The 25,470-nt window shown below is 72.3% G+C and carries 32 protein-coding genes and 1 tRNA gene; 18 read left to right on the top strand and 15 right to left on the bottom strand.

Annotation, left to right across the window (positions count from 1 at the left end; all coding sequences use genetic code 11):
- Window positions 1–98: 98 nt before the first annotated feature.
- Complete coding sequence (locus ACFXGA_RS27710; protein ID WP_378092731.1) at window positions 99–842, bottom strand: lytic polysaccharide monooxygenase; 744 nt, start codon at window positions 840–842, stop codon at window positions 99–101.
- A 304-nt stretch (window positions 843–1,146) separates the two neighbouring features.
- Here ACFXGA_RS27710 and ACFXGA_RS27705 point away from each other — a divergent pair, with 304 nt between their 5' ends.
- Window positions 1,147–1,665: an alpha/beta fold hydrolase gene (locus ACFXGA_RS27705; RefSeq protein ID WP_378092728.1), complete on the top strand. Its 519-nt coding sequence runs from the start codon at window positions 1,147–1,149 to the stop codon at window positions 1,663–1,665.
- The gene (locus tag ACFXGA_RS27700) at window positions 1,662–1,904 is read left to right on the top strand and encodes an alpha/beta fold hydrolase (RefSeq protein ID WP_378092726.1); all 243 of its coding nucleotides are present in this window, start codon (window positions 1,662–1,664) and stop codon (window positions 1,902–1,904) included. Before ACFXGA_RS27705 ends, ACFXGA_RS27700 begins: the two co-directional genes overlap by 4 nt.
- A gap of 48 nt (window positions 1,905–1,952) precedes the next feature.
- Here the strand turns inward: ACFXGA_RS27700 and ACFXGA_RS27695 are convergent, their stop codons facing one another.
- Together ACFXGA_RS27695 and ACFXGA_RS27690 are read right to left on the bottom strand one after the other, a co-directional pair.
- Entirely contained in the window at window positions 1,953–3,269 is a 1,317-nt protein-coding gene (locus ACFXGA_RS27695) for a PHB depolymerase family esterase (RefSeq protein WP_378092724.1), read from the bottom strand.
- Complete coding sequence (locus tag ACFXGA_RS27690) at window positions 3,266–3,952, bottom strand: polysaccharide deacetylase family protein (RefSeq protein ID WP_378092722.1); 687 nt, start codon at window positions 3,950–3,952, stop codon at window positions 3,266–3,268. The genes ACFXGA_RS27695 and ACFXGA_RS27690 overlap by 4 nt, the downstream gene beginning before the upstream one ends.
- Window positions 3,953–4,373: 421 nt before the next feature.
- On the opposite strand from ACFXGA_RS27690, the gene ACFXGA_RS27685 reads away from it, so the two are divergent.
- Window positions 4,374–5,144 carry an MBL fold metallo-hydrolase gene (locus ACFXGA_RS27685; RefSeq protein WP_378092720.1) on the top strand — a complete coding sequence of 257 codons (771 nt, stop codon included), beginning with the start codon at window positions 4,374–4,376 and terminating at the stop codon, window positions 5,142–5,144.
- Here ACFXGA_RS27685 and ACFXGA_RS27680 read toward each other — a convergent pair.
- Window positions 5,141–5,986: an SMP-30/gluconolactonase/LRE family protein gene (locus ACFXGA_RS27680; protein WP_378092718.1), complete on the bottom strand. Its 846-nt coding sequence runs from the start codon at window positions 5,984–5,986 to the stop codon at window positions 5,141–5,143. The two genes, ACFXGA_RS27685 and ACFXGA_RS27680, sit on opposite strands and share 4 nt — an antisense overlap.
- A gap of 88 nt (window positions 5,987–6,074) precedes the next feature.
- On the opposite strand from ACFXGA_RS27680, the gene ACFXGA_RS27675 reads away from it, so the two are divergent.
- Genes ACFXGA_RS27675 through ACFXGA_RS27655 form a run of 5 tightly spaced genes read left to right on the top strand, consistent with a single transcriptional unit; the run spans window position 6,075 to window position 9,272 of the window.
- On the top strand, window positions 6,075–6,740 hold the full coding sequence (locus tag ACFXGA_RS27675) for a rhomboid family intramembrane serine protease (RefSeq protein ID WP_378092716.1): 666 nt from the start codon (window positions 6,075–6,077) through the stop codon (window positions 6,738–6,740).
- Window positions 6,737–7,534: a glutamate racemase gene (gene murI / locus ACFXGA_RS27670; protein ID WP_378092713.1), complete on the top strand. Its 798-nt coding sequence runs from the start codon at window positions 6,737–6,739 to the stop codon at window positions 7,532–7,534. Before ACFXGA_RS27675 ends, murI begins: the two co-directional genes overlap by 4 nt.
- A gap of 17 nt (window positions 7,535–7,551) precedes the next feature.
- Window positions 7,552–8,364: an MBL fold metallo-hydrolase gene (locus ACFXGA_RS27665; RefSeq protein ID WP_378092711.1), complete on the top strand. Its 813-nt coding sequence runs from the start codon at window positions 7,552–7,554 to the stop codon at window positions 8,362–8,364.
- The gene (locus ACFXGA_RS27660; protein ID WP_378092709.1) at window positions 8,354–8,857 is read left to right on the top strand and encodes a hemerythrin domain-containing protein; all 504 of its coding nucleotides are present in this window, start codon (window positions 8,354–8,356) and stop codon (window positions 8,855–8,857) included. The genes ACFXGA_RS27665 and ACFXGA_RS27660 overlap by 11 nt, the downstream gene beginning before the upstream one ends.
- Before the next feature lie 10 nt (window positions 8,858–8,867).
- On the top strand, window positions 8,868–9,272 hold the full coding sequence (locus tag ACFXGA_RS27655) for an OsmC family protein (RefSeq protein ID WP_378092707.1): 405 nt from the start codon (window positions 8,868–8,870) through the stop codon (window positions 9,270–9,272).
- A 205-nt stretch (window positions 9,273–9,477) separates the two neighbouring features.
- Here the strand turns inward: ACFXGA_RS27655 and ACFXGA_RS27650 are convergent, their stop codons facing one another.
- The gene (locus ACFXGA_RS27650) at window positions 9,478–9,993 is read right to left on the bottom strand and encodes a DUF2231 domain-containing protein (protein ID WP_378092705.1); all 516 of its coding nucleotides are present in this window, start codon (window positions 9,991–9,993) and stop codon (window positions 9,478–9,480) included.
- Between the two features lie 54 nt (window positions 9,994–10,047).
- Here ACFXGA_RS27650 and rph point away from each other — a divergent pair, with 54 nt between their 5' ends.
- Window positions 10,048–10,812, top strand: coding sequence for a ribonuclease PH (gene rph, locus ACFXGA_RS27645; RefSeq protein WP_378092703.1), 765 nt, complete (start codon window positions 10,048–10,050; stop codon window positions 10,810–10,812).
- Complete coding sequence (gene rdgB / locus ACFXGA_RS27640) at window positions 10,809–11,411, top strand: RdgB/HAM1 family non-canonical purine NTP pyrophosphatase (RefSeq protein ID WP_378092701.1); 603 nt, start codon at window positions 10,809–10,811, stop codon at window positions 11,409–11,411. Before rph ends, rdgB begins: the two co-directional genes overlap by 4 nt.
- 111 nt (window positions 11,412–11,522) lie before the next feature.
- On the opposite strand, the gene bcp is transcribed toward rdgB, so the two are convergent.
- From bcp to ACFXGA_RS27625, 3 genes are all read right to left on the bottom strand, one after another.
- Window positions 11,523–11,996 (bottom strand): thioredoxin-dependent thiol peroxidase, encoded by a 474-nt coding sequence (gene bcp, locus ACFXGA_RS27635; protein WP_378092699.1) that lies wholly within the window; start codon window positions 11,994–11,996, stop codon window positions 11,523–11,525.
- An 18-nt stretch (window positions 11,997–12,014) separates the two neighbouring features.
- Window positions 12,015–12,548 carry a hypothetical protein gene (locus tag ACFXGA_RS27630; protein ID WP_378092697.1) on the bottom strand — a complete coding sequence of 178 codons (534 nt, stop codon included), beginning with the start codon at window positions 12,546–12,548 and terminating at the stop codon, window positions 12,015–12,017.
- Window positions 12,549–12,832: 284 nt separating this feature from the next.
- Window positions 12,833–13,876, bottom strand: coding sequence for an LLM class flavin-dependent oxidoreductase (locus ACFXGA_RS27625; protein ID WP_378092695.1), 1,044 nt, complete (start codon window positions 13,874–13,876; stop codon window positions 12,833–12,835).
- A 94-nt stretch (window positions 13,877–13,970) separates the two neighbouring features.
- On the opposite strand from ACFXGA_RS27625, the gene ACFXGA_RS27620 reads away from it, so the two are divergent.
- Window positions 13,971–15,011, top strand: coding sequence for an FAD-dependent oxidoreductase (locus ACFXGA_RS27620; protein ID WP_378092693.1), 1,041 nt, complete (start codon window positions 13,971–13,973; stop codon window positions 15,009–15,011).
- Here ACFXGA_RS27620 and ACFXGA_RS27615 read toward each other — a convergent pair.
- Entirely contained in the window at window positions 14,977–16,308 is a 1,332-nt protein-coding gene (locus ACFXGA_RS27615; protein ID WP_378092692.1) for a styrene monooxygenase/indole monooxygenase family protein, read from the bottom strand. The two genes, ACFXGA_RS27620 and ACFXGA_RS27615, sit on opposite strands and share 35 nt — an antisense overlap.
- Before the next feature lie 68 nt (window positions 16,309–16,376).
- Between ACFXGA_RS27615 and ACFXGA_RS27610 the strand changes: the two genes are divergently transcribed.
- Both ACFXGA_RS27610 and ACFXGA_RS27605 read left to right on the top strand, forming a co-directional pair.
- The gene (locus ACFXGA_RS27610; RefSeq protein ID WP_378092689.1) at window positions 16,377–17,450 is read left to right on the top strand and encodes a sensor histidine kinase; all 1,074 of its coding nucleotides are present in this window, start codon (window positions 16,377–16,379) and stop codon (window positions 17,448–17,450) included.
- The gene (locus ACFXGA_RS27605; protein ID WP_378092687.1) at window positions 17,441–18,079 is read left to right on the top strand and encodes a response regulator; all 639 of its coding nucleotides are present in this window, start codon (window positions 17,441–17,443) and stop codon (window positions 18,077–18,079) included. The genes ACFXGA_RS27610 and ACFXGA_RS27605 overlap by 10 nt, the downstream gene beginning before the upstream one ends.
- On the opposite strand, the gene ACFXGA_RS27600 is transcribed toward ACFXGA_RS27605, so the two are convergent.
- Both ACFXGA_RS27600 and ACFXGA_RS27595 read right to left on the bottom strand, forming a co-directional pair.
- Window positions 18,064–18,699: a DedA family protein gene (locus ACFXGA_RS27600; RefSeq protein ID WP_378092684.1), complete on the bottom strand. Its 636-nt coding sequence runs from the start codon at window positions 18,697–18,699 to the stop codon at window positions 18,064–18,066. The two genes, ACFXGA_RS27605 and ACFXGA_RS27600, sit on opposite strands and share 16 nt — an antisense overlap.
- A gap of 82 nt (window positions 18,700–18,781) precedes the next feature.
- Window positions 18,782–19,210, bottom strand: a complete 429-nt coding sequence (locus tag ACFXGA_RS27595; protein WP_378092682.1) for an SRPBCC family protein — start codon at window positions 19,208–19,210, stop codon at window positions 18,782–18,784.
- 23 nt (window positions 19,211–19,233) lie between these two features.
- On the opposite strand from ACFXGA_RS27595, the gene ACFXGA_RS27590 reads away from it, so the two are divergent.
- Both ACFXGA_RS27590 and ACFXGA_RS27585 read left to right on the top strand, forming a co-directional pair.
- On the top strand, window positions 19,234–19,785 hold the full coding sequence (locus ACFXGA_RS27590; RefSeq protein ID WP_378092680.1) for a TetR/AcrR family transcriptional regulator: 552 nt from the start codon (window positions 19,234–19,236) through the stop codon (window positions 19,783–19,785).
- 229 nt (window positions 19,786–20,014) lie between these two features.
- The gene (locus ACFXGA_RS27585; protein WP_378092677.1) at window positions 20,015–20,959 is read left to right on the top strand and encodes a CobW family GTP-binding protein; all 945 of its coding nucleotides are present in this window, start codon (window positions 20,015–20,017) and stop codon (window positions 20,957–20,959) included.
- A 42-nt stretch (window positions 20,960–21,001) separates the two neighbouring features.
- Here ACFXGA_RS27585 and ACFXGA_RS27580 read toward each other — a convergent pair.
- Window positions 21,002–21,075: transfer RNA gene (locus ACFXGA_RS27580), tRNA-Leu, on the bottom strand.
- Between the two features lie 206 nt (window positions 21,076–21,281).
- Here ACFXGA_RS27580 and ACFXGA_RS27575 point away from each other — a divergent pair.
- On the top strand, window positions 21,282–21,503 hold the full coding sequence (locus ACFXGA_RS27575) for a DUF3618 domain-containing protein (RefSeq protein WP_077008460.1): 222 nt from the start codon (window positions 21,282–21,284) through the stop codon (window positions 21,501–21,503).
- 6 nt (window positions 21,504–21,509) lie between these two features.
- On the opposite strand, the gene ACFXGA_RS27570 is transcribed toward ACFXGA_RS27575, so the two are convergent.
- Window positions 21,510–22,124 (bottom strand): TetR/AcrR family transcriptional regulator, encoded by a 615-nt coding sequence (locus tag ACFXGA_RS27570; protein WP_378092675.1) that lies wholly within the window; start codon window positions 22,122–22,124, stop codon window positions 21,510–21,512.
- A 94-nt stretch (window positions 22,125–22,218) separates the two neighbouring features.
- On the bottom strand, window positions 22,219–22,479 hold the full coding sequence (locus ACFXGA_RS27565) for a hypothetical protein (RefSeq protein ID WP_378092673.1): 261 nt from the start codon (window positions 22,477–22,479) through the stop codon (window positions 22,219–22,221).
- Between the two features lie 148 nt (window positions 22,480–22,627).
- On the opposite strand from ACFXGA_RS27565, the gene ACFXGA_RS27560 reads away from it, so the two are divergent.
- Window positions 22,628–23,179, top strand: coding sequence for an LPXTG cell wall anchor domain-containing protein (locus ACFXGA_RS27560; RefSeq protein ID WP_378092671.1), 552 nt, complete (start codon window positions 22,628–22,630; stop codon window positions 23,177–23,179).
- A gap of 9 nt (window positions 23,180–23,188) precedes the next feature.
- Here ACFXGA_RS27560 and ACFXGA_RS27555 read toward each other — a convergent pair whose 3' ends face one another.
- A complete protein-coding gene (locus ACFXGA_RS27555) occupies window positions 23,189–23,806 on the bottom strand; it encodes a TetR/AcrR family transcriptional regulator (protein WP_378092669.1) in 618 nt (205 codons plus the stop codon).
- Between the two features lie 77 nt (window positions 23,807–23,883).
- On the opposite strand from ACFXGA_RS27555, the gene ACFXGA_RS27550 reads away from it, so the two are divergent.
- On the top strand, window positions 23,884–25,371 hold the full coding sequence (locus tag ACFXGA_RS27550) for a flavin-containing monooxygenase (RefSeq protein WP_378092667.1): 1,488 nt from the start codon (window positions 23,884–23,886) through the stop codon (window positions 25,369–25,371).
- Window positions 25,372–25,470: the final 99 nt, after the last annotated feature.

The following is a 25,470-nucleotide window of genomic DNA, read 5'->3' as shown; positions in this document are numbered from 1 at the left end:
GACGTCGTAGCCGTCGACCCGGGCGGGGGGCCCCCCCCGCCCCCGCCGGCCGGGGGCGGCGCGGCCCGGGCCGCTTCCTGTCGGACCGCGTCAGCGGGTCAGAGCCGCTGCCACAGGGACGCGGTGTTCGGCGGCTCCCAGCCCACGAGGGACGTGTGGGCCTGGATGCACCGGTAGCTCACCCCGCCGTAGGTCACCTGCGAGCCGACCGAGTACGCGGTGTTGGGCGCCCACGTGCCGCCCACCGGGGGCGCGGTCGTGGTCGTCGTGGGCCGCGTGGTGGTGGTCGGCGGCGTGGTCGTGGTGGTCGGCGTGCCGCCACCGGAGCCGACCTGGAGGTCGACGCACGAGTAGAACGCCATGGGCGTGTCGGCGATGTTCCAGACGGCCAGCAGCTTGATCCGGCCGGTGCGACCGCCGAGGCTCACGTTGTGCGTCACGGTGGCCGCGGGCTGCCGGCCGCCGTCGTTGAACTCGGCGATCTTGGTGCCGCCGACGAAGTACTGCCACGTGGTGGTGGCGTGCCGGGCCGTGAGCGTCCAGTTGAACGTCACGTTGTTGCCGACCGACGTGGCGGGCCACGCCTTGCTGTCGTCGTTGAGCTGGGCGAACTGGCTCAACCCGGCGTGGCAGTTGTACTGGCCCTTGGGCCCTTCCACGCTCTGCGGCTCGTAGACGATGGGCCCGCAGTTCGAGACCCGGCCCTGCGCGCACATCGCCTGCCGGCTGGGCGGCGACGAGATGTAGCCGTGCGCGCTCGCCGTCCCCGCCGACATCACGACGAAGAACGGGGTGATGCCCACGGCGGCCAGCGCCACCGCGAGCTTGCGTTTCAGGCTCATGTGTCCAGCTCCTTCGGAGGAGACCCGGAGGTCTCCCAGGCAGGGTCCATTTCCGCGGCGGCCGGAACACGCGGTGGGTGACGAACCGGGGACGGTCCGTCACGCAACGCGACGTGGTCTAGACCATAATCGGCAACGTCATCCGGGTCAAGGATCTGAACCGACCGGTCCAGCGGGCCGTGACCCCAACTGTGAACGTGGACGGCGTGCGCGGTCTTCCGGGCGTGCCCTGGGAGATCGCCGGCGTCGACTCGCCCGGTCCGACCGGTGCCATCCGGCGCGGGGTTGGCCGACACTGGTCCGCATGGACGAGCACAAGGTCATCTCGGGCGACGGCCGCGTGGTGTGGGCGGCCGAGCTGGGGCGCGGGGAGCCGCTGGTGCTGTGCCACGGCGAGCCCGGGCCGTGGGACGTGTTCGACGGGCTCGCCGAGCTGCTGGCCAACCGGGTGCGGGTGATCCGCTGGGGCCGGTCCGAGCGCGGGGAGCCGTACACCACGGCCCACGCCTTGGCCGACCTCGACGCGGTCCTGGTCCACTTCGGACTGGCGCGGACGGCGCTGCTGGGCCACTCGCGGGGCGCGGAGGTGGCGCTGCGCTACGCGCTGGACCACCCGGACCGGGTCTCGTCGTGGTCTACGTCTCCGGCGCGGGCCTCGGGCATGACGGGCGCCCGCGCGCCGGCGCCGCCGGACCGGGCGACGAGCCCGCGGCCGACGGGGTGGTGCGGGAGGGCGCGACCCGGCGGTGGGGCGCGGACTTGGCCGGCCCGGTGCCGGCCCGGCGGCGCTCCGAGGAGCCGGCCGCGCCGCGGTTCGGCGTGACGGAGGAGGCCGACGCCGGGCCGTGGGAGGCGGAGCTGGTGGCCCGCTGCCGGGACCTGGCCGTGCCGACGCTGATCGTGGACGGCGCGGCGGACCCGCGGCCCCGCCGGGCGGTGGACCCGCTCGCCGACGCGCTGCCGGACGTGGCGCGGGTCGTGCTGCCCGGCGCGGGCCACGTGCCGTGGGTCGGGTCGCCGGGGTCGTTCGGGTGGGCCGTGCTCGCGCACCTCGCCCGGTGACGCGGACGGGGGGCCCGCCCCCCGCGCCCCCCCCCCTTCTTGCTGCGCTCAGCCGATCGTGCAGGCGAGGCCGTTCAGCGTGAACGACGACGGCTTGCCGGTGTCGCCGCTGTGCGTGGCCTGGAACCCGATCCCGGCCGACCCGCCGGGGTTGAGGGTGCCGTTGTAGGACACGTTGCGCGCCGTGACCGCGCCGCTGGTGGGCGAGTAGCTCGCGTTCCACCCGCTGGTGATGGTCTGCCCGCCGGGCAGGGTGAACGAGAGCTGCCAGCCGTTGATCGGGCTGGTCCCGGTGTTGGTGATGGTGATGCTCGCGGTCAGGCCGGTGTTCCAGCTGTTGACCGTGTAGTTGATCCGGCACGCGCCGACCGGCGGGTTGCTGGTCGTGGTCGTGGTGGTGGTGGTCGTAGTTGTCGTTGTCGTGGTGGTGGTCGTTGTGGTGCTGGTCGTCGTGTCGGGGTTGCGGTCGAGCCCGAAGAACTGGATGACGCGCAACGCCATGCCCGGGGCCAGCACGTTGTGACCGGTGCCCTGGAGCGAGTACGCCTCGACCTGGGTGCCGTACCGGGTGCGGGTCCAGCCGGACTGCGGGCTGTCGGTGGACGTCGGCGTGGTGGACAGGCCGTGCACGTTGGTCCACTGGTCGATCGTCTCGCCGAAGTTCGGGTACCGCAGCGTGTCGTCCGCGGTGCCGTGCCAGATCTGCACGCGCGGCCGGGGACCGCTGTAGCCCGGGTACATGCCGCGCGCGATGTTGCCCCACTCCTGCGGCGTCCGCAGCACCTGGCCGTTGGCGCACGCGCTGTTCCAGCTCGACCCGTCGGTGGTGGCGAAGCAGCCGGCGGGCACGCCCGCGAACGGCGCGCCCGCGGCGAACACGTCCGGGTAGTTGGCCAGCATGACGTTCGTGGTCATCGCGCCGGACGAGACGCCGGTGACGAACACCCGGCCGGTGTCGCCGTTGTAGCGCTGGAGCACGTACCGGACCATGGACATCAGGCCGACCGGGTCGCTGCCGCCGTCGCGGCGCAGCGCCTGCGGGCTCGACACGTCGAAGCACTGGCCGCTGCGGGTCGCCGACGGGTAGATCACGATGAAGCCGTACTGGTCGGCGAGCCGGGCGTACTCCGTGCCGGAGTAGAACGCCGGGCCCGAGCCGGTGCAGTAGTGCACGGCCAGCAGCACACCGGGCCGCGGCTGGACGCGGTCCGGCACGTACAGGTGCATGCGCAGGTTGGTGGGGTTCGTGCCGAAGTTGGTGACCTCGGTGAGCGTCGCGGCCGACGCCGGCGGCGCGACCACGAAGGCCAGCGCGAAGGCCGCCGCCGCGGCCAGGGAGGTCACGATCGCGCCGAGGGCCTTCACGGCGCCACCACCCGTCCGCTGCTGTCGATGCGGCCGGGGCACAGGTTCTTGGCCGCCAGGCCCTGCACGATCCGCGGCACCGCGTTGACCGTGTTCTGGTAGCTCGCGTGCATGAGCACGATGCCGCCGGCGTTCGCGCCGGTCGCCGCGCGCACGATGGCGTCGGTCGACGCGCCGTTCCAGTCCTGCGTGTCGACCGACCAGATGACCTGGGTCAGGCCGAGCTTGCGGGCCTCGTTCTGCACCGTGGCGTTCGTGGCGCCGTAGGGCGGGCGGAACAGCGTGGGCGTCTGCCCGGTGGCGTTGCGGATCGCGTTCTGGGTGTCGGCCAGCTCCTTGGCCACGGCCGCCGCGCCCAGGTTCGTCAGGTAGGGGTGCGACCACGAGTGGTTGCCGACCCACATGCCCGCCTGCACGACCTCGCGGGTGAGCCCCGGCTGCTGCTGGACGCGCGAGCCGAGGTCGAAGAACGTGGCCCGCGCGCCCGCCGAGCGCAACGCGCTCAGCAACGGGCGGGTGAACTGCGCGTTGGGGCCGTCGTCGTAGGTCAACGCGACGTACCCGGTGCAGGCGAGCGCGACCGGGCCGGCTTTCGCGGCGGGCGCGGCGGCGTTCGCCGCGTTGGCGGACAGCAGCGGCGCGCACAGCAGCAGCGCCACCGCCAGCAGGGATCTCAAGACCATTTCCTCCTCCTTGAGGATCACGGCGAGAGTTGTCGTCACTATGTGTCGCCGGCCGGTCGCGGACAATGAGTTTCGCAAAAGTTGCGAGTCTCAAATGGCCGGATGAGCTGCGGCAACGCGTCATGCGCCCGTTTGGCGGCGTCCGCTTTGCCCGAAACCTTTCGATTCGCTGCGGCGGGGTGTCGCCGAAATCGTCGGGTTGGTTGTCCCAAGCAATTGTCCGCCGGGCTCGGCGAACTGTTTTCGGTCGCGCGCGGGAATTGTCGCGTTACCGAATTCGCTTCGGAGGTCCGCAGGAACGGGACAGGCTTGTCACCTCGGTTGACGCGATCGAGTGAACCTGTGCGGCGGCCGAATTAAAGGGCCGGCGAGCGCGGTGTTCCGCATTTTTGCCGGCTCGGGTGCTGCTATCGTTCGGGCCATGCAATTGACGGTTCTGGGGTGTTCGGGCAGCGCGCCGGGGCCTGATCTGCCGACCTCCGGGTACCTGGTGGAGGCGGGCGGCGCCCGGATCCTGGTGGAGCTGGGCAGCGGCGTGTTCGACCCGCTCACGCGGCACTGCGACCCGTTCGACCTCGACGCCGTGCTGCTGTCGCACCTGCACCTCGACCACTGCGCCGACTTCAGCTCGCTCACCGTCCACCGGCGCGAGCACCCCGAGCCGCCCTACGACGTCACCGAACGCCGGCTGCCGGTGTTCGCGCCGGCGCACGCGCCGTCCCGCCTCGCCGCCGCGCACGCCGCCGACCGGGCCGAGCTGGCCACGACCGACCTGACCGACACCTACGACTTCGTGCCGCTCGCGCCCGGCCGGTACGCGGTCGGGCCGGTGGAGGTGGAGGTCGCCGCCATGCGCCACATCTGCGAGGCGTACGGGTTCCGCCTCACCCACGACGGCGTGTCCCTGGTGTTCTCCGGCGACACGGTGCCGTGCCCGGAGCTGGTCCGCCTGGCCGACGGGGCGGACCTGCTGCTGGCCGACGCCGCGTGGCGGGAGCAGGCGGGCCGCGCCAACTACCTGCACATGAGCGGGCGGGAGGCGGGCGAGGTGGCCGCGTCCGCGGGCGTCGGCCGGCTGGTGCTGACCCACGTCCTGCCGTGGTCGGACCACGACGGCGTGCTCCGGGACGCGACCGAGTCGTTCTCGGGCCCCGTCACGCTGGCCGTGCCCGGCGCGGTCTACGCCCTCTAACCCGCGAACGCGGTGGCCGGCAGCCCTTCGCCCACGCCCGGCAGCACCAGCACCGACCCGGCCAGCTCGCTCACCGCGTCACCGCTGAGCCCGACGCGCGCGGTCGTCACGTACAGGTCGGTGAAGTCCGGGCCGCCGAAGCAGCACGACGTCGGCTGGCCCACCGGCAGCTCGACCTCGCGGTCCAGCACGCCGTCCGGCGTGTACCGGTGCAACGCCGCACCGCCCCACAGCGCGACCCAGACCGCGCCGGAGCTGTCCACGGTCAGGCCGTCGGGCAGCCCGCGCGTCACCTCCACCAGCGGACGCCGGTTCGTCGCCGCGCCGGTCTCGCGGTCGTAGTCCAGGACGTCGACGCGCCGGTCCGCCGAGTCGATGTAGTACATGAGCTTCGCGTCGGGGCTCCAGCCGACGCCGTTGCTCACGCTCACCTTGTCCAGCACGACCTTCGCGTCGCCGTTGGGCTCCACGCGCGCGAGCCAGCCGCCGGGCTCCTCGTCGTAGCGCATCGTGCCCGCCCACAGCCGCCCGGCCGGGTCGACCGCGGCGTCGTTGCCGCGCACGCCGTCCCGCGCCCAGTAGACGAGCCAGGTCTTGGTCCCGTCCCGGTCGATCAGCGCCACGCCGTCGCGCAGGTTGACCACGATGCCGCCGCCGGACCGGGGCTTGGCCGCGCCCACGTGCTGCGGCACCTCCAGGACGGCGTCGTCGTCGCGCGAGGGGTTGTACCGGTGCACCTCGCTGCCGAGGATGTCCACCCAGAGCAGCGTCCCGCTGGCGTGGTCCCACGTGGGGCCTTCGCCCAGCTGCGCCTCGGCCCGCACGGCCACTTCGATCGACACCGGCACAGCCTACGGTCACGCCCGCAACGCCGACCCGAGGACGGCGAAGTCGCCGCCCGCGCCCGTCGTGCGCGCGTAGCCTGGTGGCGTGGACCCCACCGGCCCCTTCACGCCGCCGACGCCCCGGTCGGTGGTCGCCGCGCCCAAACCGGCCAAGCCGCTGTCGAAGCGCGTCGTGCCGCCCCGGCCCGTGCTGTCGGCCGTCGTCGTGCTCGGCTTCGTCGGCCTGCTCTACGTCGTCGAGGTGGTCGACACCGCCCTCGGCGGGCGGCTGGACGACGACGGCGTGATCCCGCGCGACTTCGGCGAGTGGGACAACATCCTGTGGTTCCCGCTGCTGCACGGCGACTGGACCCACCTGACCGGCAACGCGGTGCCGCTGCTCGTGCTCGGCTACCTGGCCACCTCCGGCGGCATCAAGCAGTTCCTCCAGATCACCGCGGTCATCTGGCTCACCAGCGGCCTCGGGGTGTGGGTCTTCGGCTCGCCCGGCAGCCACATCGGCGCGTCCGGGCTCGTCTTCGGGTTCCTGGTGTTCCTGCTCGTGCGCGGCGTCTTCGCCCGCAGCGTGCTCCAGATCGCGCTGGCCGTGGTGGTCTTCGCGATCTACGGCGCGGCGCTGTGGGGCGTGCTGCCGGGCCAGCCGGGCATCTCCTGGGAAGGTCACCTGTTCGGCGCGCTGGGCGGCGTGCTGGCCGCGTGGGGCGTCGCCCGGGACGCCCGCCGGAACGCCCCGGCTACGCTCGGCGCGTGACCGTCACCGCCGATTCGCCCATCGCGATCTTCGACTCCGGCGTCGGCGGGCTGACCGTCGCGCGGGCGATCATGGACCAGCTGCCCGGCGAGCGGATCAGGTACGTCGGCGACACCGCGCACTGCCCGTACGGCCCGCTGCCCATCGCGCGGGCGCGCGAGTACGCGCTCGAGGTGATGGACCGGCTCGTCGCCGACGGGGCGAAGCTGCTGGTCATCGCGTGCAACACGGCGTCCGCGGCGTGCCTGCGGGACGCGCGCGAGCGTTACGACATCCCGGTGGTCGAGGTGGTGCTCCCCGCCGTGCGCCGCGCGGTCGCCACCACCCGCACCGGACGGGTCGGCGTGATCGGCACGGTGGGCACCATCGGGTCCGGCGCGTACCAGGACGCGTTCGCCGCCGCGCGCGACGTCCACGTCACGGCGGTCGCGTGCCCGAGGTTCGTGGACTTCGTGGAGCGCGGCACCACGTCCGGCCGCCAGGTGCTCGGCCTCGCGCAGGCGTACCTGGAGCCGCTGCAACGCGCCGAGGTGGACACGCTCGTCCTCGGCTGCACGCACTACCCGCTGCTCACCGGCGTGCTCCAGATCGTCATGGGCGACGGGGTGACGCTGGTCTCCAGCGCCGAGGAGACCGTGAAGGACGTCATGCGCGTGCTCACGGAACGTGATCTCTTCCGCGACGGCGACCCCGACCAGCGGTTCAGCTGCACCGGTCCGGTGGAGCCGTTCGCCCGGCTCGCTCGCAGGTTTCTGCCCGGGTTGGAAAGGGCGTCCTTCCAAGCCCACGGCTGACCTGGCACGCTCCACGGGTGCTGTTGACCATCCTCGGCTGCTCGGGCAGCCTGCCGGGACCGCACGGACCCGCCTCCGGCTACCTCGTCGAGGCGGACGGCTGCCGCCTCGCGGTCGAACTGGGCAGCGGCGTGCTGGCGTCGCTGCAGGCGCGTCACGACGTGTTCTCGTTGGACGCACTGCTGTTCTCGCACCTGCACCCGGACCACTGCGCGGACTTCACCACGCTCGCCGTCATCCGCCGCTACCACACCCACCCGCCCCACGACACGCGCGCACGGCGGCTGCCCGTGCACGGACCGGCCGAGACGGCGGACCGGTTCGCCCGCGCGTACGCGGAGACGGCCGACGAACTGCTGACCACCGACCTGACCGACGTGTTCGAGTTCCACGCGTTCGTCGACCACGCGGTGACCCGGATCGGGCCGTTCGAGATCACCGCGGTGCGGGTGGACCACCCCGGCGAGGCGTACGGGTTCCGGATCGCCACGAGGACCGCGACGTTGGCCTACACGGGCGACACGGGGCCGTGCGACGCGTTACTCGACTTAGCGCGGGACGCGGACGTGCTGCTGTCCGAGGCGACGTGGACGCACTCCGAGGACCGGCCGGCGGGCAGGCACCTGTCGGGCGTGCAGGCGGGGCGGGTGGCGGCCGAGGCCGGGGTCGGGCGGTTGCTGCTCACGCACATCGCGCCGTGGACCGACCGGGACGCCGTGCTGGCCGAGGCCCGGGGGCAGTTCCGCGGTCCGGTGGACGCGGTCGCCCAGGGCGACGCGTACGTGGTTGACGAGTCGGACGTCCGGGTAATCGGCGGCCATGGCAACTGATGTCGTCGAGCTGATCCTGGCGGACCACCGCAAGTTCGAGGAGCTGTTCCGCGCGTTGCGCGACCGCGAGTCGGACCGGGCGACGTTGTTGAGCGAGCTGGCGGCGCTGCTCGTGGCGCACGCCGAGGCCGAGGAGTCCGAGGTGTACCCGGCGCTCAAGCGGTACAAGGAGGTCGACAACGACGAGGTCGACCACGGGGCCGAGGAGCACGCCGAGGGCCACCAGGCGCTGCTGGCGTTGATGGAGGTGGGCGACACCGCGTCCGAGGAGTGGGAGGACAAGCTGGAGGAGTTGGTCCAGGCGCTCAACCACCACGTGGACGAGGAGGAGCGCACGATCCTCAACGACGCGCGGTCGGAGGTGCCCGACGAGCGGCGGGAGGAGCTGGGTCGGCTGTTCGCCGAGATCCGGCAGAGCCGGTTGGACGACAACTGCGGCGACCTCGACTACGTGCGCAAGATCGCAGCGGCCACGGAGGATCGGATCGACTAACGTCGATCGGGTGTCGAACGTCGAGGTGCGTCGGGTCGGTCAGCACGAGTTCGTGGCCACGAACGACCGGGGCGCGTCGGTGCGCGTCGGCCGCAAGGGGGCCGAGGGGTCGTTCTCGCCGGTGGAGCTGCTGCTCGCGGCGGCGGCGGGGTGCGCGGTCGTGACGGCGGAGACGCTGATCACCCGCCGGGTGGACGGCGACCTGGTGGCGCGTGCGGACGACGTCCGTTCGGTGACGGGGCACGAGCTGACGAGCGTGCCGGTCACCGTGGACTACGACGTCTCGCAGCTGAGCGCCGAGGACCGCGCGGCCCTGGAAGCCGCCGTCCGCCGCGCGATCGACCAGCTGTGCACCGTGACCCGCACCCTGAAGTCCTTCCCCACCACCCCTCTCCACCTCCCCACCCCCTCGTGAGTCCAACCTCCAGAACGCGCGTGTCCTACGTCCAGGTCGCGTGTGTCCTACGTCCAGAACGCGAGAGTCCAACGCTCAGAACACCCGAATTCAACGCTCAGAACAGTGGATCTTGTTCTGAACGCTCAACTCGGGGTGCCTGAACGTAGGACTCTCGCGTTCCGAACGTAGGACACTCGCGTTTTGGAGGTAGGACACGCGGGGGTCAGGTGGCGATGCCGGTCCAGACGGCGGTGGAGCCGCTGTGGCCGATGCGGACGGTCTGGACGGTGGCGGCGGCGCCGGCGGCGATCACCAGGACCGCCACGACGACGGCGATCCGGCGCCACGTCTGCGGCACGGCGGGGTCGTCCGCGGCGGCGGCGCGTTCGCGGTCGGCCAGGCGGCCGGCGACCAGCAGCGCCACGACCACCACCCCGAACCCGAGCGCGAACGGCAGCAGGTCGTTGCCCAGGTCGGCGTGCCGCGCGATCAACGGGTTGTCCAGCGACGCCATCCGGGCGTACAGCTGGTCACCCGCCCACTGCGCCAACGGCACCGAGCCGACGCCCAGCAGCGTCACGCCCAGCAGCGGCCACGCGTACCGCTGCCGCCACCGCGGCACCACGGCGAGCGCCGCCGCGCCGACCGACGCCAGCGGCAGGAGCACCACCACCGCGTGGACCAGCAACGGGTGCGCGGGGAGACCGAAGATCGTCACCAGGTCGTTCGCGAGTGCCATGCCTCTCCCTACGCCGGTGGGTTGCCCCCGGGTTCAGCGACATAGGGTAGTGCCGTGCTGAGGACCGATGGCAGGAACGACGACGTACTGCGCGACATCCGGATCACCCGCGGCTTCCAGCAGTGGCCCGCCGGGTCGGTCCTGATCGAGTTCGGCAACACGCGGGTGCTGTGCGCGGCCAGCGTGACCGAGGGCGTGCCGCGGTGGCGGTCCGGCTCCGGTCTCGGCTGGGTGACCGCCGAATACGCGATGCTCCCCTCCGCCACCCACACCCGCAGTGACCGCGAGTCGGTGAAAGGCCGGATCGGCGGTCGCACGCACGAGATCAGCCGCCTGATCGGGCGATCCCTGCGCGCGTGCATCGACCTCGCCGCCCTCGGCGAGAACACGATCGTGATCGACTGCGACGTCATCCAGGCCGACGGCGGCACCCGCACCGCCGCCATCACCGGCGCGTACGTCGCCCTGGCCGACGCCGTCACCTGGCTGGGCGCGGCGAACCGCCTGGCCGACCCCCAGCCGCTGTCGTGCGCCGTGTCGGCGGTGTCGGTCGGCGTCGTGGACGGCCGCGTGCGCCTCGACCTCCCCTACGAGGAGGACTCGCGCGCCGAGGTCGACATGAACGTCGTCGCCACGGACGCCGGCACGCTCATCGAGGTGCAGGGCACCGGCGAGGGCGCGACCTTCGCCCGGTCGACGCTGGACAAGATGCTCGACCTGGCCCTGGAGGGCTGCGCCCAGCTCAACCGCATCCAGGCCGAGGCGCTGGCCCTGCCCTACCCCGGCGTCCTGCCCGAGCCGAAGGCGAGGAAGAAGTGAAGCTCCTGCTGGCCTCGCGCAACAAGAAGAAGCTCGGCGAGCTGCGCCGCATCCTGCTGGCCGAAGGGCTGGAGGGCATCGAGGTCCTGGGCCTGGACGACGTGCCGCCGTTCCCGGAGGCTCCGGAGACCGACCCGACGTTCGAGGGCAACGCCCTGGCCAAGGCCCGTGACGCGTTCAACGCCACCGGCCTGCCCTCGGTCGCGGACGACTCCGGCATCGCCATCGACGCGCTCAACGGCATGCCGGGCGTGCTGTCGGCGCGGTGGTCCGGCCGGCACGGCGACGACCAGGCCAACCTGGACCTGGTGCTGGGCCAGCTCCGCGACGTCCCGGACGAACGGCGCGGCGCGGCCTTCGTCTGCACGGCCGCGTTCGTGTCGGGCACGGCGGACGACGTCGTGGTGCGCGGCGAGTGGCGCGGCACGATCACCCGCGAGCCGGCCGGCGAGAACGGCTTCGGCTACGACCCGATCTTCCGCCCGGAGGGCCACGAGGTCACCTCGGCCGAGCTGTCCCCGGACGAGAAGGACGCCCTCTCCCACCGCGGCCGGGCCCTGCGCCTGCTCCTGCCGCACCTGCGCCGACTGGCCGGCTGACCGACCCGGGGGGGGGGGGCGGGCGGCCCCCGGCGCGCCCCCGCGCCCGCGGGGGGCGCCCCCCCCGCCGCCCCCCCCCCCCCGCGCCCCCCCCCCCCCCCCGCCCGGTGATCAGGCGGGCAGCTCGCGCAGCAGCTTGGCCACGTGGCCGGTCGCGCGGACGTTGTACATGGCCTTCCTGATCCGGCCCTCGGGGTCGACCAGGAACGTCGAGCGGATCACGCCCAGCACCGTCCGGCCGTAGTTCTGCTTCTCCCCGTACGCGCCCCACTCGGCCAGCACCTTGCGGTCCACGTCCGACAGCAGCGGGAAGTTCAGGCCCTCGGCGGCGGCGAACTTCGCGAGCTTCTCCGGCTTGTCCGGCGAGATGCCGACCACGTCGTAGCCCGACGACGCGAGGTCGCCGAGGCTGTCGCGGAAGTCGCACGCCTGCTTGGTGCAGCCCGGCGTGCCCGCGGCCGGGTAGAAGTAGACGACCACGGAGCGGCCGAGGTAGTCGGAGAGCGAGACGGGCTTCCCCTCGCTGTCGGGCAGCGTGAACGCCGGGGCCTGATCGCCCGGTTCCAGGCGCTTCTGCTCGGTCATGGCGCAGACGCTACAAGGTCAGGCGACGCCCTCGAACGTCGCGCTGGGCTCCTGGTTCGCGCCGTTCGGCTCGACCACGAGCTGGAGCCGCACCGGGTCCGCGGGCACCGCGAACGCCATCGTGAGCACGGTCTCCGCGCCGGGCGCGACCTCCTCGACTGCGGCCCCGGCGCCGTTGAGGCCCTGCACGGAGTCGCGCACCTCGGCCACCGGCGCGCCGTCGACCAGCGCGTGCACGGACAGCTGGCTGGTGCGGTAGGCGGCCTTCGTGCCGTTGACCACGGTCAGCGTGAACACGGCGGCGCGGGGCGACTGCGGGAACGACGTGTCGCTCGGCTTGAGCGAGGACGGGGCCGACACGGTGACCGCCATGCCGTTGGCCCACACCCGCTGCGTGCCGAAGGGGGTGAACCCCGAGGACGACGGGGCGTCGTTGCGCTGATCGGCCACCGCGGAGGGCCCGGGAGGCGTGGTGGACATGTCCGGGTGGTCCGCACATCCCGCCATTGCCAGGCCGAGGCACACGCCGACGGCCAGTCTGGCGAACTTCACGAACCTCCCCTTCCCGCCCCGGCGGTGGGCTTGAGTGCGACTGCCACCACCATGACGGTGCGGAGGGGTGCCGGGTGACCGATTCAGGGCCTTGATTCGCACCTGGTGCCTGCCTGTGGCCAAGCCGTGATGACGCACGGCTGCCCGCGTGGGCGGCGCCACACCTGGCGGCGCCCACGCGGGTCGGCGGCGGCCGAGCCGGACGATCGCTCGTCCGGAGTTTGGGGAGCGCGTCGGGGGGCGTGCGCGCTCCACTACGATCATCGCGGCCCGTGGCGGAACCGCTACACCTCTACTTCAGTCTTCACCCGTTCGGATGAATCCCGACCGGTCGAACGCCCGGCGATGTCCGCCAGGAGTTCGTAAGACCTCAGCCGGTCCGCCTGCTCGGCGACCATCGTCGTCACCATCAGCTCATCGGCCAGCGTGTCCTCCAGCAGGCGCTCCAGCTGCGCTTCGACGGTCTTCGGCGAGCCGATGACCTGGGACGCGATCCGGTCCTCGAAGATCAGCCGTTCGAGGTCGTTGTAGGGGTAGTCGGCGGCCTCCTGGGTGGTGGGCACCGGGGCGGGCCGCCCGTTGCGCAGCTGCACCCACGCGAGCGCGCCCGGACCGGCGAGCCGCAGGGCCTCCTCGTCGGTGTCCGCCACGATCACCGACGCGCAGACCACCGCGTACGGCTCGGCCAGCCGCTCGGAGGGGCGGAACCGGTCGCGGTACAGCGCCAGCGCGGGCAGCGTGTTCTCCGCGCTGAAGTGGTGGGCGAACGCGAACGGCAGCCCGAGCAGGCCCGCGACCTGCGCGCTGTACCCGCTCGACCCGAGCAGGAACACGTCCGGCTTGTTGCCCGGCGCGGGCATCGCGGTGAGCTGCTCGGTGCCGTCGAAGTAGCCGTTCAGCTCGCTGAGCTGCTGCGGGAAGTCGTCGACCGACAGCGGGCCGGTGGTCCGGCGCAACGCCTGCGCGGTGCGCGGGTCCGTGCCGGGCGCGCGGCCGATGCCGAGGTCGATCCGGCCGGGGTGCAGGGCGGACAGCGTGCCGAACTGCTCGGCCACGACCAGCGGCGGGTGGTTGGGCAGCATCACGCCGCCGGAGCCGACGCGCAGCGTCGTGGTGGCGTCGGCGACGTGGCCGATGAGGATCGCGGGGGAGGAGCTGGCGACGCCGGGCATGTTGTGGTGCTCGGCCAGCCAGAACCGGGTGAAGCCGAGCCGTTCGACGTGCTGGGCCAGCTCGCGCGTGTGCTGCAGCGCGGTGCGCGTGTCGGTCGCCGTGGTGACCGTGGCGAGGTCGAGGGCGGACAGCGGCACGTCGTGGAGTCGACTCATGACTCCGACCAACGCCGAACGGCCCGTGCGCCTTCCGGGTGTGACCGTAACGACACCGGGAAGTGACCCGCGGCCCGCCGGCGTTGGTCGAGGTGTGGACGTCGTGGTGATCGGTGCGGGTCAGGCGGGGTTGTCCGCCGCCTACTTCCTCGGCCGCGCGGGCCTGGACCACGTCGTGCTGGACGCCGACGCCGGACCGGGCGGCGCGTGGCGGCACCGCTGGCCGACGCTGCGCATGGCGACCGTGCACGGCATCCACGACCTGCCGGGCATGCCGTTCGCCGAGCCGGACCCGGCTGCGCCCGCCAACGAGGTGCTGCCCGCCTACTTCGCCGACTTCGAGCGCCGCAACGGCATCGAGGTGCGCCGGCCCGTGCGCGTGCACGCCGTCCACGACCTCGGCGACCTGCTGCGGGTCGAGACCGACCACGGCGCCTGGGAGGCGAACGCCCTGGTCAACGCCACCGGCACGTGGACGCGCCCGTTCTGGCCGCGCTACCCCGGCCAGGAGCTGTTCGCCGGCCGGCAACTGCACTCGTCGCAGTACCGGGGCCCGGAGGAGTTCGCCGGTCTGCGCGTGGTCGTCGTGGGCGGCGGCACGTCCGCCGTGCAGCAGTTGCTGGAGATCGCCCCGCACGCCGCCGCGACCACCTGGGTGACGCGCCGCGAGCCGGAGTTCTCCGACCGGCCGTTCACGCCGGAACTGGGCCGTGCCGCGGTGGCCAAGGTGGAGGACCGCGTCCGCCGGGGCCTGCCGCCGCGCAGCGTGGTCAGCGTGACCGGGCTGAGCCTCACCCCGGCCGTGCGCGAAGGGCTCGCGACGGGCGCGCTCGCCCGCCGCCCGATGTTCGAGCGGCTCACCGAGGACGGCGTGACCTGGGCCGACGGCACGCACGAGCCCGCCGACGCCGTCCTGTGGGCGACGGGCTTCCGCGCCGCGCTCGACCACCTCGCCCCGCTGCGCCTGCGCGGACCGGGCGGCGGCATCCGGCTCGACGGCACCCGGGTCGTCGCCGACCCGCGCGTGCACCTGGTCGGCTACGGCCCCTCGGCCAGCACGGTCGGCGCCACCCGGGCCGGTCGGGCGGCGGCCCGGGAGATCAAGGCGTCGCTGTCCCGCCGACGGGCCGCCTGACCAGCCGCGACGCCTTCTGGAGGAGCAGGTTCGCGCCGACGCCCAGCTTGTACCGCAGCACGTCGAACCGGCCCACGTTGCGCCGGGCCAGGAAGTCCCGGGTGGCCTCCGCGTCGAAGAACCACGGGAACAGCGACGACGGGTCGTTGAACCCCTCCCAGAGCTGCTCGCCGATGTCCTCCCGGCGTGACGCGGCCAGCATGACCGTCTTCTGCTCGTCGGTCAGCGGCGCGAGCAGCCCGTTGGAGAACTCGCTGGTGTAGCAGCCGCGCTCCCACCACTCGTCGAACCGCTCGGTCAGCCACGCCGCGGTGAACGGGCCCTCGTGCGCGGCCAGCTCGTCGGCGAAGAACCGGGCCATCCGGGTGGCGTTGTTCGCGCCCTGCCCGGCCAGCGGGTCGTTGAGCACGACCGCGTCGCCCAGGCCCAGCACGTGCCGCCCGGACGGCAGCACGGCCACCGGCTTGCGCACCACGGGCACGATCTCGCCCTTGACCCAGGTCACGGGACTGGTGGCGCGGGCGGGCCGCAGGAACGCCGACTCGTGCGGGAACACGTCGTCCACCACGGCCTTGAGCACCTCCAGGCCCTCGTCGGCCGAGGTCACGTCGCCGAACAGGTCGGCGCGACCACCCCGCGCGGCCTCCACCACGACGCTGCGCGACTCGCCGACGTCCTTGTCGAAGAACGGGACCCAGAACACCTCCAGCGTGCCCGGCAGGTACGAGAACACCCCTTCCGCGTGCTCGGGCCGCGCGGCCAGGTCGTAGCCGTGGATGTTCAGCATGAACAGGCTGCGCTGCGGCTCGGAGTGCACCGACCGCGCCGGGTCCCGCTCGAACAGGCCGGCCAGGGACCTGTGCCCGGCCGTCACGACCACCAGGTCGTGCGTCGCGGCCAGCCGGTCCAGGTCGTCCACGCCGACCGCGCCGAGCACCACCGACGCGCCACGCCGCTGCACCTCGCGCAGCCCGGCGGAGAACTTCAACCGCTGGTCCACCGCGAGCGCGGGCTTGCGCAGCGGCGCGTCCACGGAGAACGCGACCGCCCGGTCGTCCGTGAACAGGTCGAGGTGGATGCGGCGCATCCGGGGCGCCTCCGGCCAGAAGTCGAGGCCCAGCTCGGCCTCGTATTCGACCTGGTCGCCGAACAGGCACGCGGTCGGCCGGCCGCCGTCATCCAAGTGGTCGTCCGCCGACCGGTCGGAGTAGAGGGTGACCCGCCATCCGGCGCGCAGGAGCGCCGCCGACAACACCAGACCCGCCTGACCTGCGCCGATGACCGCTATTGTCGCCACGCTTCCGATCCTGGGCAGCAGGGTCTGCGATCGCCAATAGCACGATCGGGTCGTCTAGCCTCGATCAGGTGCACAGGGGGTTGCGCGTCGTTGCCGGACTGTTGCTCGGCTTCGGATCGGCGCTGGTTGATCTCTTCGCGGTGGTGTTCACCCGGAAGGCGGCGGTCGCCGTCGCCGGGCTGGAACGCCGCCGGCTGCGGGCGTTCCTCGGCATCGACAGCGCCGAGCCGACCCGCGGGCAGGCCGTGCGCTACCTCGCCGTGCGCGCGCCGGTCGGCCTGTTCGGCGGGTTCGTGCTGGCCTGGCTGTTCTACGGGCTCGCCATGGGCGTGATCGTGGTGTACCGGCTGATCGCGGGCGGCCCGACCAGCGGGCTGGACCGGTCCGACAACTGGACCGACTTCCTGCTGACCGGGCTGCTCGGCCTGGTCCTGCTCTACATCGAGGTCCAGGGCATCATCGGCGTGGTCGCGCTGGAGGGCAGGGTGGCCCGGCGCTGGCTCGGCCCGAGCGAGGCGGAGCTGCTGCGCCTGCGCATCGACGAGCTGGCCGCGAGCCGGGCGGGCATCGTGGCGGCGGTGGACGCCGAACGGCGGCGCATCGAGCGCGACCTGCACGACGGCGTGCAGCAGCGGTTGGTCGCGCTCGGCATGCTGCTCGGCCGGGCGCGCCGCCACCCCGACCACGCCCACGACCTGCTCGCCCAGGCGCACGAGGAGTCCCGGCACGTGCTGGAGGACCTGCGCGAGGTGGCGTGGCGGGTGTACCCGGCGGCGCTGGACTCGCTGGGCCTGGCCGAGGCGTTGGAGGCGGTGGCCGACCGCTCCGCCATCCCGGTGCGGATCCGCTGCGCGCCCCTGGACGCCGCGCCGGCGGTGGAGACCGCGGTGTACTTCGTGGTGTGCGAGGCGGTGACCAACGCGGCCAAGCACTCGGGTGCGAGCATGATCGGCGTGGACATCACCGAGGAGGCGGGCGCGGTGCGCGTGCGGGTCGAGGACGACGGCGTCGGGGGCGCGGACCCGGCGGGCGGCGGGCTGGCCGGCCTGTCCCGGCGGGTGCTCGCGCTGGACGGGACGTTCGACGTGACCAGCCCCGCCGGCGGTCCGACGGTGATCACCGCGGAGGTCCCGTGCGGGTGATCCTGGCCGAGGACTCGACGCTGCTGCGCGAGGGCCTGGTGCGGCTGCTGGTCGAGGAGGGCCACGAGGTGGTGGCCGCCGTAGGTGACGCGGAAGCGCTGGTCAGCTCGGTGGCGGCGCACCGGCCGGACGTCGTGGTGACCGACGTGCGGATGCCGCCGACGCACTCCGACGAGGGCCTCAAGGCGGCGCTGGAGATCCGCCGGCAGTTCCCCGGTGTCGGCGTGCTGGTGCTGTCGCAGTACGTCGAGCAGCGCTACGCCGTCGACCTGCTCACCGAGCACGCCGACGGCGTGGGCTACCTGCTCAAGGACCGCGTGGTCCAGGTGGAGGAGTTCCTGGACGCGCTGCGCCGGGTCGGCGCGGGCGACGTGGCGTTCGACCCGGAGGTGGTGCGGCGGCTGCTGGCGCGCAGCGCCCACCCGCTGGACGTGCTCACCGAACGGGAGCGCCAGGTGCTGGCGCACATGGCCGAGGGCCACACGAACACCGCGATCGCGTCCCGCCTGCACGTCTCGCGCAGCGCGGTGGAGAAGCACATCAACTCGATCTTCGACAAGCTCGGGCTGTCCGACGTGGACGGCTACAGCAGGCGGGTGCTGGCGATCCTGCGCTACCTGCGGGCCTGATCGGGCTCCCGGTCGTCGGACTTCTTCCGCTGCGACACGCGGGACACCACGAACCACACCACGACCAGCGCCACCAGCCCGAGCACGACCTTCGTCACGATGCCCATGTACTGCTCGACCAGGTGGTAGTTCGCGCCCAGCACGTACCCGGCGATGATCAGCGCGGAGTTCCAGATCAGGCTGCCCGCCGCCGTGAGCAGCAGGAACCCGGGCAGCGGCATGCGCTCGACGCCCGCCGGGATGGAGATCAGGCTGCGGAAGATCGGCACCATCCGGCCGAAGAAGACGGTGGCCCGTCCGTGCCGGGCGAACCACTCCTCGGTCTTGTCCACATCGGACACCTTGACCAGTGGCATCCGCTGCGCGATGGCCCGGATCCGGTCACGGCCGAGCAGCGCGCCCAGGTAGTACAGGGCGAGCGCGCCGGCGACCGACCCCGTGGTGGTCCACAGGATCGCGGCGACCAGGCTCATCTTGCCCTGGCTGGCGGTGAAGCCCGCCATCGGCAGGAACAGCTCGCTGGGCAGGGGAGGGAACAGGTTCTCCAGCGCGATCGCGATCCCGGCGCCCGGTGCGCCGAGCGTTTCCATCAGGTCCGTTACCCACGAGACGACATCCATGATCTCCAAGTTACGAACGCGCCGGTGGCGCCACCATGAAGCCGACCTCACAACGGGGTGGGGAAAACCCCAGTGCGGCGGGTCAGCGCGCGGCGTGCGCGGCCAGGCCGCGGGCGTACCGCGTGATCACGGCCTGGAGCACCAGGCGGTAGAGCCACCCCGTGCCCGGGGCCTTCGGCCGGAACGACGAGTGCCAGTGGATCGCCGTCCCGGCGCCGTCCGGCGCGAGGTCGACGAACGCCTGGTAGTCGCGAATGGCGAGGCCCGACAGCAGGACGTAGCCCACCCGCCGGTTCGGCGTCAGTTCGACGACCTCCTCCCTCGTGAGGGCCTTGCGGCCTTTGTTCTCGAATACCCGGATCTCGCCGACGCCATACGCGTCACCCGCGCGCTCCCGTTCGTACCGCACGACCGGCGACCAGTCCGGCCACGTCGAGCTGTCCGCGAGCAGGCGGTAAACGCGGTCCGGGGGCGCGGAGCTGCGCACCTTGACGTCCACTCTCTGTACCATGTGGTACATGTACCATTCGGTACATGACGGGACAAGGGGAGGCCCGGGAGCGCCTGCTCGCGGCCGTGGTGGAGCACCTGGCCGCGCACGGGCTGGGTGACGCGAGCCTGCGCCGGCTGGCCGAGGCGGTGGGCACGAGCCACCGGATGCTGATCTACCACTTCGGCTCGATGGAGGGGCTGCTGGTGGAGGTGGTGCGGGCGGTGGAGGCGCGGCAGCGGGCCGTGCTCGCGTCCCTGCCGGCCGACGACCCGGCCGAGGCCGCGCGGGCGTTCTGGCGGACGCTCGTGGACCCGTCCCTGCGCGCGCACGAGCGGCTGTTCTTCGAGCTGTACGGCCAGGCCGTCCAGGGCCGTCCCGGCACCACGCACCTGCTGGACGGCATCGTCACCGACTGGCTGGAGCCGGTGGCCGCCCTGGAACGCGCCCGCGGCCACGCGCCCGAAGTCGCCGCCGCCCGCGCCCGCCTGGGCCTGGCCGTGACCAGGGGCCTGCTGCTGGACCTGGTGGCGACCGGCGACGAAGCCGCCGTGACCGCCGCCATGGACCACTTCATCACCCTGATGACCACCTGACCCTCCCGCGCCCACCCCTCAGCCCGCGCGTGTCCTACCTCCAGAACGCGCGTGTCCTACGTTCGCGTCGCGTGAGTCCTACGTTCGGAACACCCGAGTTCAACGTTCAGGACACCGCCGCTCGTCCTGAGCGTTCAACTCGGGGTGCCTGAACGTTGGACTCTCGCGTTCTCAACGTTGGACACGCGCGTTCTGGAGGTAGGACACGCGGGAAGTAGGGTGCGGTGGTGTGAAGCGGGTTCCGGTGATCGTGGTGGCGGGGTTCCTCGGGTCCGGCAAGACGACGTTGCTCAACCACCTGCTCGGCGGCAGCCGCGGCACCCGGATCGGCGTGGTGGTCAACGACTTCGGCGCGATCGGCATCGACGCGATGAGCGTGGCCGGGCAGGTCGACTCGACCGTCTCGCTGAGCAACGGCTGCCTGTGCTGCGCGGTCGACGTCAGCGAACTCGACGCGATGCTGGCCAAACTGGACTCCCAGGTCGACGTCATCGTGATCGAGGCGAGCGGCCTGGCCGAGCCGCAGGCCATGGCACGGATGGTGCTCGCGAGCGAGAACCCGCGCCTGACCTACGGCGGCCTGGTGCTGCTGGTCGACGCGGCCGAGTTCCCGGACGACCTGGCCCGGCACCTGCGCGTGGCGGACCTCGTGGTGCTGAACAAGGTGGACCGCGTCGGCGACCCCGAGGCGCCGGCCGCCGAGATCGACCGCCTCAAGCCCGGCGTGCCGGTCGTCCGGTCGTCGTTCGGCCGCGTCGACCCGGCCCTCCTCTTCGACCCGCGGCCACGCGAGCGGCACGGCCAACTGTCCTTCGAGGACCTGCTGGACGAAGAGCACGACCACGTGCGCTACGACAGCGTGGAGTTCACCGGCGGCGCGATGGACCCGGTGCGGCTCATGGCGTTCCTCGACGCACGCCCCAAGGGCCTGTACCGGATCAAGGGCTTCGTGCGGTTCGACGTGCCCGGCCACCGGCAGCGGTTCGGCCTGCACACGGTGGGCGCGTTCCTGCGGTTCGAACGCTCCGCGTGGCCCGGCCCGCGCCGCACCGAGCTGGTGCTCATCGGCACGGGCCTGGACGTCGCGGCGATCCGCGCCGACCTCGCCGCCTGCGAGCAGTCGTCCGCAGTGGACCCGCAGTCGATGCTCGAAGTCCTGCGCTACACGGCCTGACCGGAGCGCCCTCGGCGAGGACGCCGAGGGCCACCGGTGACGTGGGCCCGGAGAGACTCGAACTCTCACTGGCACGGACCTAAACCGTGTGCCTCTGCCAATTGGGCTACGAGCCCGTCACCGCCAGCTTATCGGCAGGGCCCGCCGTCCCCGATCCGAGGGACGCCCACGCCCGCCGTGACGGGCGACGGGGCCGGACGGTGGCCCCGGGACTCGCCCAACCGGGCCGGAACAGTGTTATAAAAGCGGTCACGGCCGGTCTCGTCAACGCGGCCGCGGCCGCTCATCTACGGTTGTGGCCAAGGTGCAGCAAGGAGGAGATGTGGCTCGCGATCCCGACACCATCCAGCGTGAGATCGAGCAGGCTCGCGACGCGCTGGCCGCGACGCTCGACGAGCTGGGGACGAGGGCGAATCCCCAGCGCTTCGTCGAGTCGGGCAAGGAAAGCGTGCGCGCGAAGCTCGACGAACCCAAGATCCGGTACTCGCTCATCGCGGTGGCCGTGCTCGTCGGGTTCGCCTTGCTGCGCAAGCTGTTCCGCTGAGGTCGCCTACTGCCCCTTGGCGACGAGGGGCAGCAGGACCTGCTCCACCACGCGGTCGACGAACGGCAGGTCGATCGGGTCACCGGTGAGCATCAACCGGTAGATCAGGGCCGCGCCCGCGAGTTCGACGGCCATCCCGCGCGGCGCGTCGTCACGCAGCTCGCCGCGCTCGTCGGCGCGCTCCAGGATGCGGCGCAGCACGTCGCGCTGGGCGGTCAGGAACGTCTCGCGGAAGGCGGCGGCCAGCTCGGGCTCGTGCGGCAGCTCGCCGACGAGCGCCTGCGCCGCCTTGCCGATCGGGCCGGACAGGAACGCGGCGAACGCGCTCAGGAACTCCCTCAGGTCGCCGGCGAGCGAACCGGTGTCCGGCTCGGCCAGGTTCTGCTGCGCCAGCTGCGTGCACGTGTCGATCACCAGGTCGAGCTTCGACTCCCACCGCCGGTAGATGGTCGCCTTGCCCGCACGGGCGCGCGCCGCGACGGCGTCCATCGTCAGCGCGCGGTAGCCGACTTCGGCCATCACCTCCAACGCCGCCTGCCGCAACGCGTCGTCCCGGCTGGCGTCTCTCGGTCTGCCCCGCTGCGGGGTCCTGGTCGCCCCGCTGTACACCGGTGTGGCCATCTCGCGCTCCTGTCGCCTTTGGCCGGACATCCTAGGCCGGTGTCGCCGGGAATCCGGCTTCCATCAACGGCCGATGCGTGGTGCTGCTTCGGTTTCACCCCGTCGGTGGTGGTGCGAGGCCCGCACGGGTGTGCAGGTAGGCGACCGAGAAGGCGAGCGCGTCGCCGTCCAGCAGGTGCACGACGGCGCGGTCGCGCCGACCGGGCGCGATCTCGTCCACGAGTTGGTCGGCCGCGAGCCGCGCGGCGATGAGGCCCGGTGCGGTCGCGTCCAGTTCCTTGCCGCCCGCGCGCACGGTGACCGCCCAGTCGTCACCGTCGCGTCGGTAGTTCGCGGTTATGGGAAGTGTGGTCATGCCTCGGCCTTCCGTCGGGCGACCGCCGGCGCGTCACCCGAATGGCGCAACCTCGCAATCATGCACGCACCGTACACGTTCGGTAACGCCATGCTGTAGGCGGGCGATAGGCCGTTCGGAGCAATACTTTCGACCAGGAGGCCCCTACATGAGTCGTCGGATGAGCGTCGCGCTGTGCATGCTGCTCGGGTTGGTGGTGGTGCCGGGCGTCGCGGCGGCCGACCCGCCGTGGCGCGCGCCGGACGTGCCCGGCGTGGACCACGTCCGGGGCGACGTGTGCCCGGACCGGGGTGACGTCCCGTGCCACGGCACGACGTCCAACACCACGACCAAGACCACCGCCATCACCACGACCACGTCCGTCGGTCAGACCACGTCCACCGGGGCGACCACGACGACGACCGACGTCGCGGGCACGTCCGCGACCTCGACGACGTCCACCACGACGAACGTGGCCGGCACGTCGGCGACCTCGCGGACGTCGTCCGCGGTCACGTCGACCACCGGCGTGGGCGTCACGACCGGCACCGCGGCGTTGACGGTCACCGCGCCCGCCGACGCGCCGCCCCTGGTGTCCGCGTCCGCCGACCGCGCGTTGGCCGAGACGGGAGCCGCGCCCCTGTGGACGGGCGTCGGCGGGTTGGCCGTGCTGCTCGCGGGGGCGGTGCTGCTGCTGGTCGGCCGACGCCGTCGTGCGTGACCGGGCCGGTCAGGTCGTGGTGGTGGTGAGCCGGCTGGCCACGCCCCGCCACACGACGTCCATCACGTAGGCCGTCGCGAGCGCGGGTCCCACCTCGGGCCTGCGCTCGCACCACAACGCCAGCCGTTCGGTCGAGCCCACCACGATCTCCGCGAACGCCTCGGCCTCGACCTCGTCCACGTCGGACTCGAAGCTCCCGATCACCGCCGCGATCAGGTCCGTCTGCTGCCGCCGGATCCCCTCGACCTCCTCCACGGCCGACGGCACGGTGATCGCCGCCTCCTGCCGCAGCAGCGCCCACGACTGCTTGTGCTCGGCGATGAACTCGAAGAACGCCAGGAGCCCGCGCCGCAGCACCTCCTCCGGGCCGTCCGCGCCCGTGATCGCCTGCTGCGTGCGGTCGAGAAGCTCCGTGCGCGCCCGGTGGATGCAGCCGATGAGCAGGCCCTCCTTGGAGCCGAAGTACTCGTAGAGCATCGGCTTGGAGACCCCGACGCGTTCCGCGATCTCGTCCATCGACGCGGCCAGGTACCCCCGCTCGGCGAAGACGCCCTCGGCGATGTCGAGCATCTGCGCCTTGCGCTGGGCCTTGGGCATCCGCCTGCGGCGCGGCTCGGTCGTGGTCACAAGTCGAGACTACCGGAGGTAACTTACTTCGAGTAACCTACTCGGCGGTATGTACGGTGGACCGGGAGGAGACGGGCATGCACCGCGAGGTCAAGGTCCTGGTCGTCGGCACGGGTTTCTCCGGCCTGGGCATGGCGATCGAGCTGAAGCGCACCGGCGAGCGCGACTTCGTCGTGCTGGAGAAGGCGGACGACCTCGGCGGCACCTGGCGGGACAACTCCTACCCCGGCTGCGCGTGCGACGTGCCGTCCCACATGTACTCGTTCTCGTTCGAGCTGAACCCGCGCTGGTCGCGCATGTTCGCCCGGCAGCCGGAGATCTGGGACTACCTCAAGCGGGTGGCCGACAGGTACCGGCTGCGCGAGCACATCCGGTTCAACAGCAAGGTCGCCGGCGCGCGGTGGGACGAGGACGACAAGGTCTGGCACGTCACCGTGGAGAACGGCGACACGTACACGGCCAAGGCCGTGGTGGCGGGCGTGGGCGCGTTGCACATCCCGAACGTGCCGGTCCTGCCCGGCATCGAGGACTTCCGCGGCAAGGCGTTCCACTCGGCGCAGTGGGACCACGACTACGACCTGCGCGGCAAGAAGGTCGCGGTGGTGGGCACGGGCGCGTCCGCGATCCAGTTCGTGCCGCGGATCGCCGACGACGTGGAGCGGCTGACGGTGTTCCAGCGGACGCCGCCGTGGGTCATGCCCAAGATGGACCGGTCCATCGCCACGTGGGAGCAGAAGCTGTTCCGGGCGCTGCCGTTCACCCAGCGCCTGTACCGCGACTTCGTGTACTGGACGCGGGAGTCGAGCGCGCTCGGGTTCGCGGTGAACCCGAAGATCATGGAGTTCGCGCAGAACATCGCGCGGCGGCACATGCGCGCCCAGGTGCCGGACCCGGAGCTGCGGGCCAAGCTGACCCCCGACTACACGATGGGGTGCAAGCGGGTGCTGATCAGCAACGACTACTACCCGGCGCTGACCAAGCCGAACGTGGACCTGGTGACCGACGGCATCGCCGAGGTGCGGGCGAACTCCGTCGTCGACCGCGCGGGCGTCGAGCACGAGGTGGACGTGATCATCTACGGCACGGGGTTCCACGTGGTCGACTCGTTCGACTACCTGGACATCGCCGGCAAGGGTGGCGTCGACCTGGCCAAGCAGTGGCGGGAGCAGGGGATCGAGACCTACTACGGGATCACCGTCTCGGGCTTCCCGAACCTGTTCTTCCTGCTCGGCCCGAACACCGGCCTGGGGCACAACTCGGTGGTGTTCATGATCGAGTCGCAGATCCGGTACGTCCGGCAGTGCCTGGAGCTGCTCGACCGCCACGGCGCGGACGAGCTGGACGTGCGGCCGGACGTGCAGGCGCGGTTCAACCGGCAGTTGCGGCGCAAGCTGTCCAAGGGCGTGTGGACGGAAGGCGGGTGCAAGAGCTGGTACCTCGACGCGCAGGGCGTCAACCGCACCGTCTGGCCGGGCTTCACCTGGCGCTACTGGATGCGCACCAAGTCCGTCCGCGCCGAGGACTACACCCTCGCCCGGGCGCGCCGCACCCGCGTCCCGGCCTGACCCGAACGCTCAACTCGGGTGTCCCGAACGTAGGACACGCCTGTTCCGAACGTAGGACACGCGCGGCGCGAACGTTGGACTCTCGCGTGTGTCCTACGC

The organism is Actinosynnema sp. NPDC059335 (genome assembly GCF_042752395.1).
Classification (GTDB): domain Bacteria; phylum Actinomycetota; class Actinomycetes; order Mycobacteriales; family Pseudonocardiaceae; genus Actinosynnema.
This window is presented reverse-complemented; position numbering and strand designations above follow the sequence as displayed.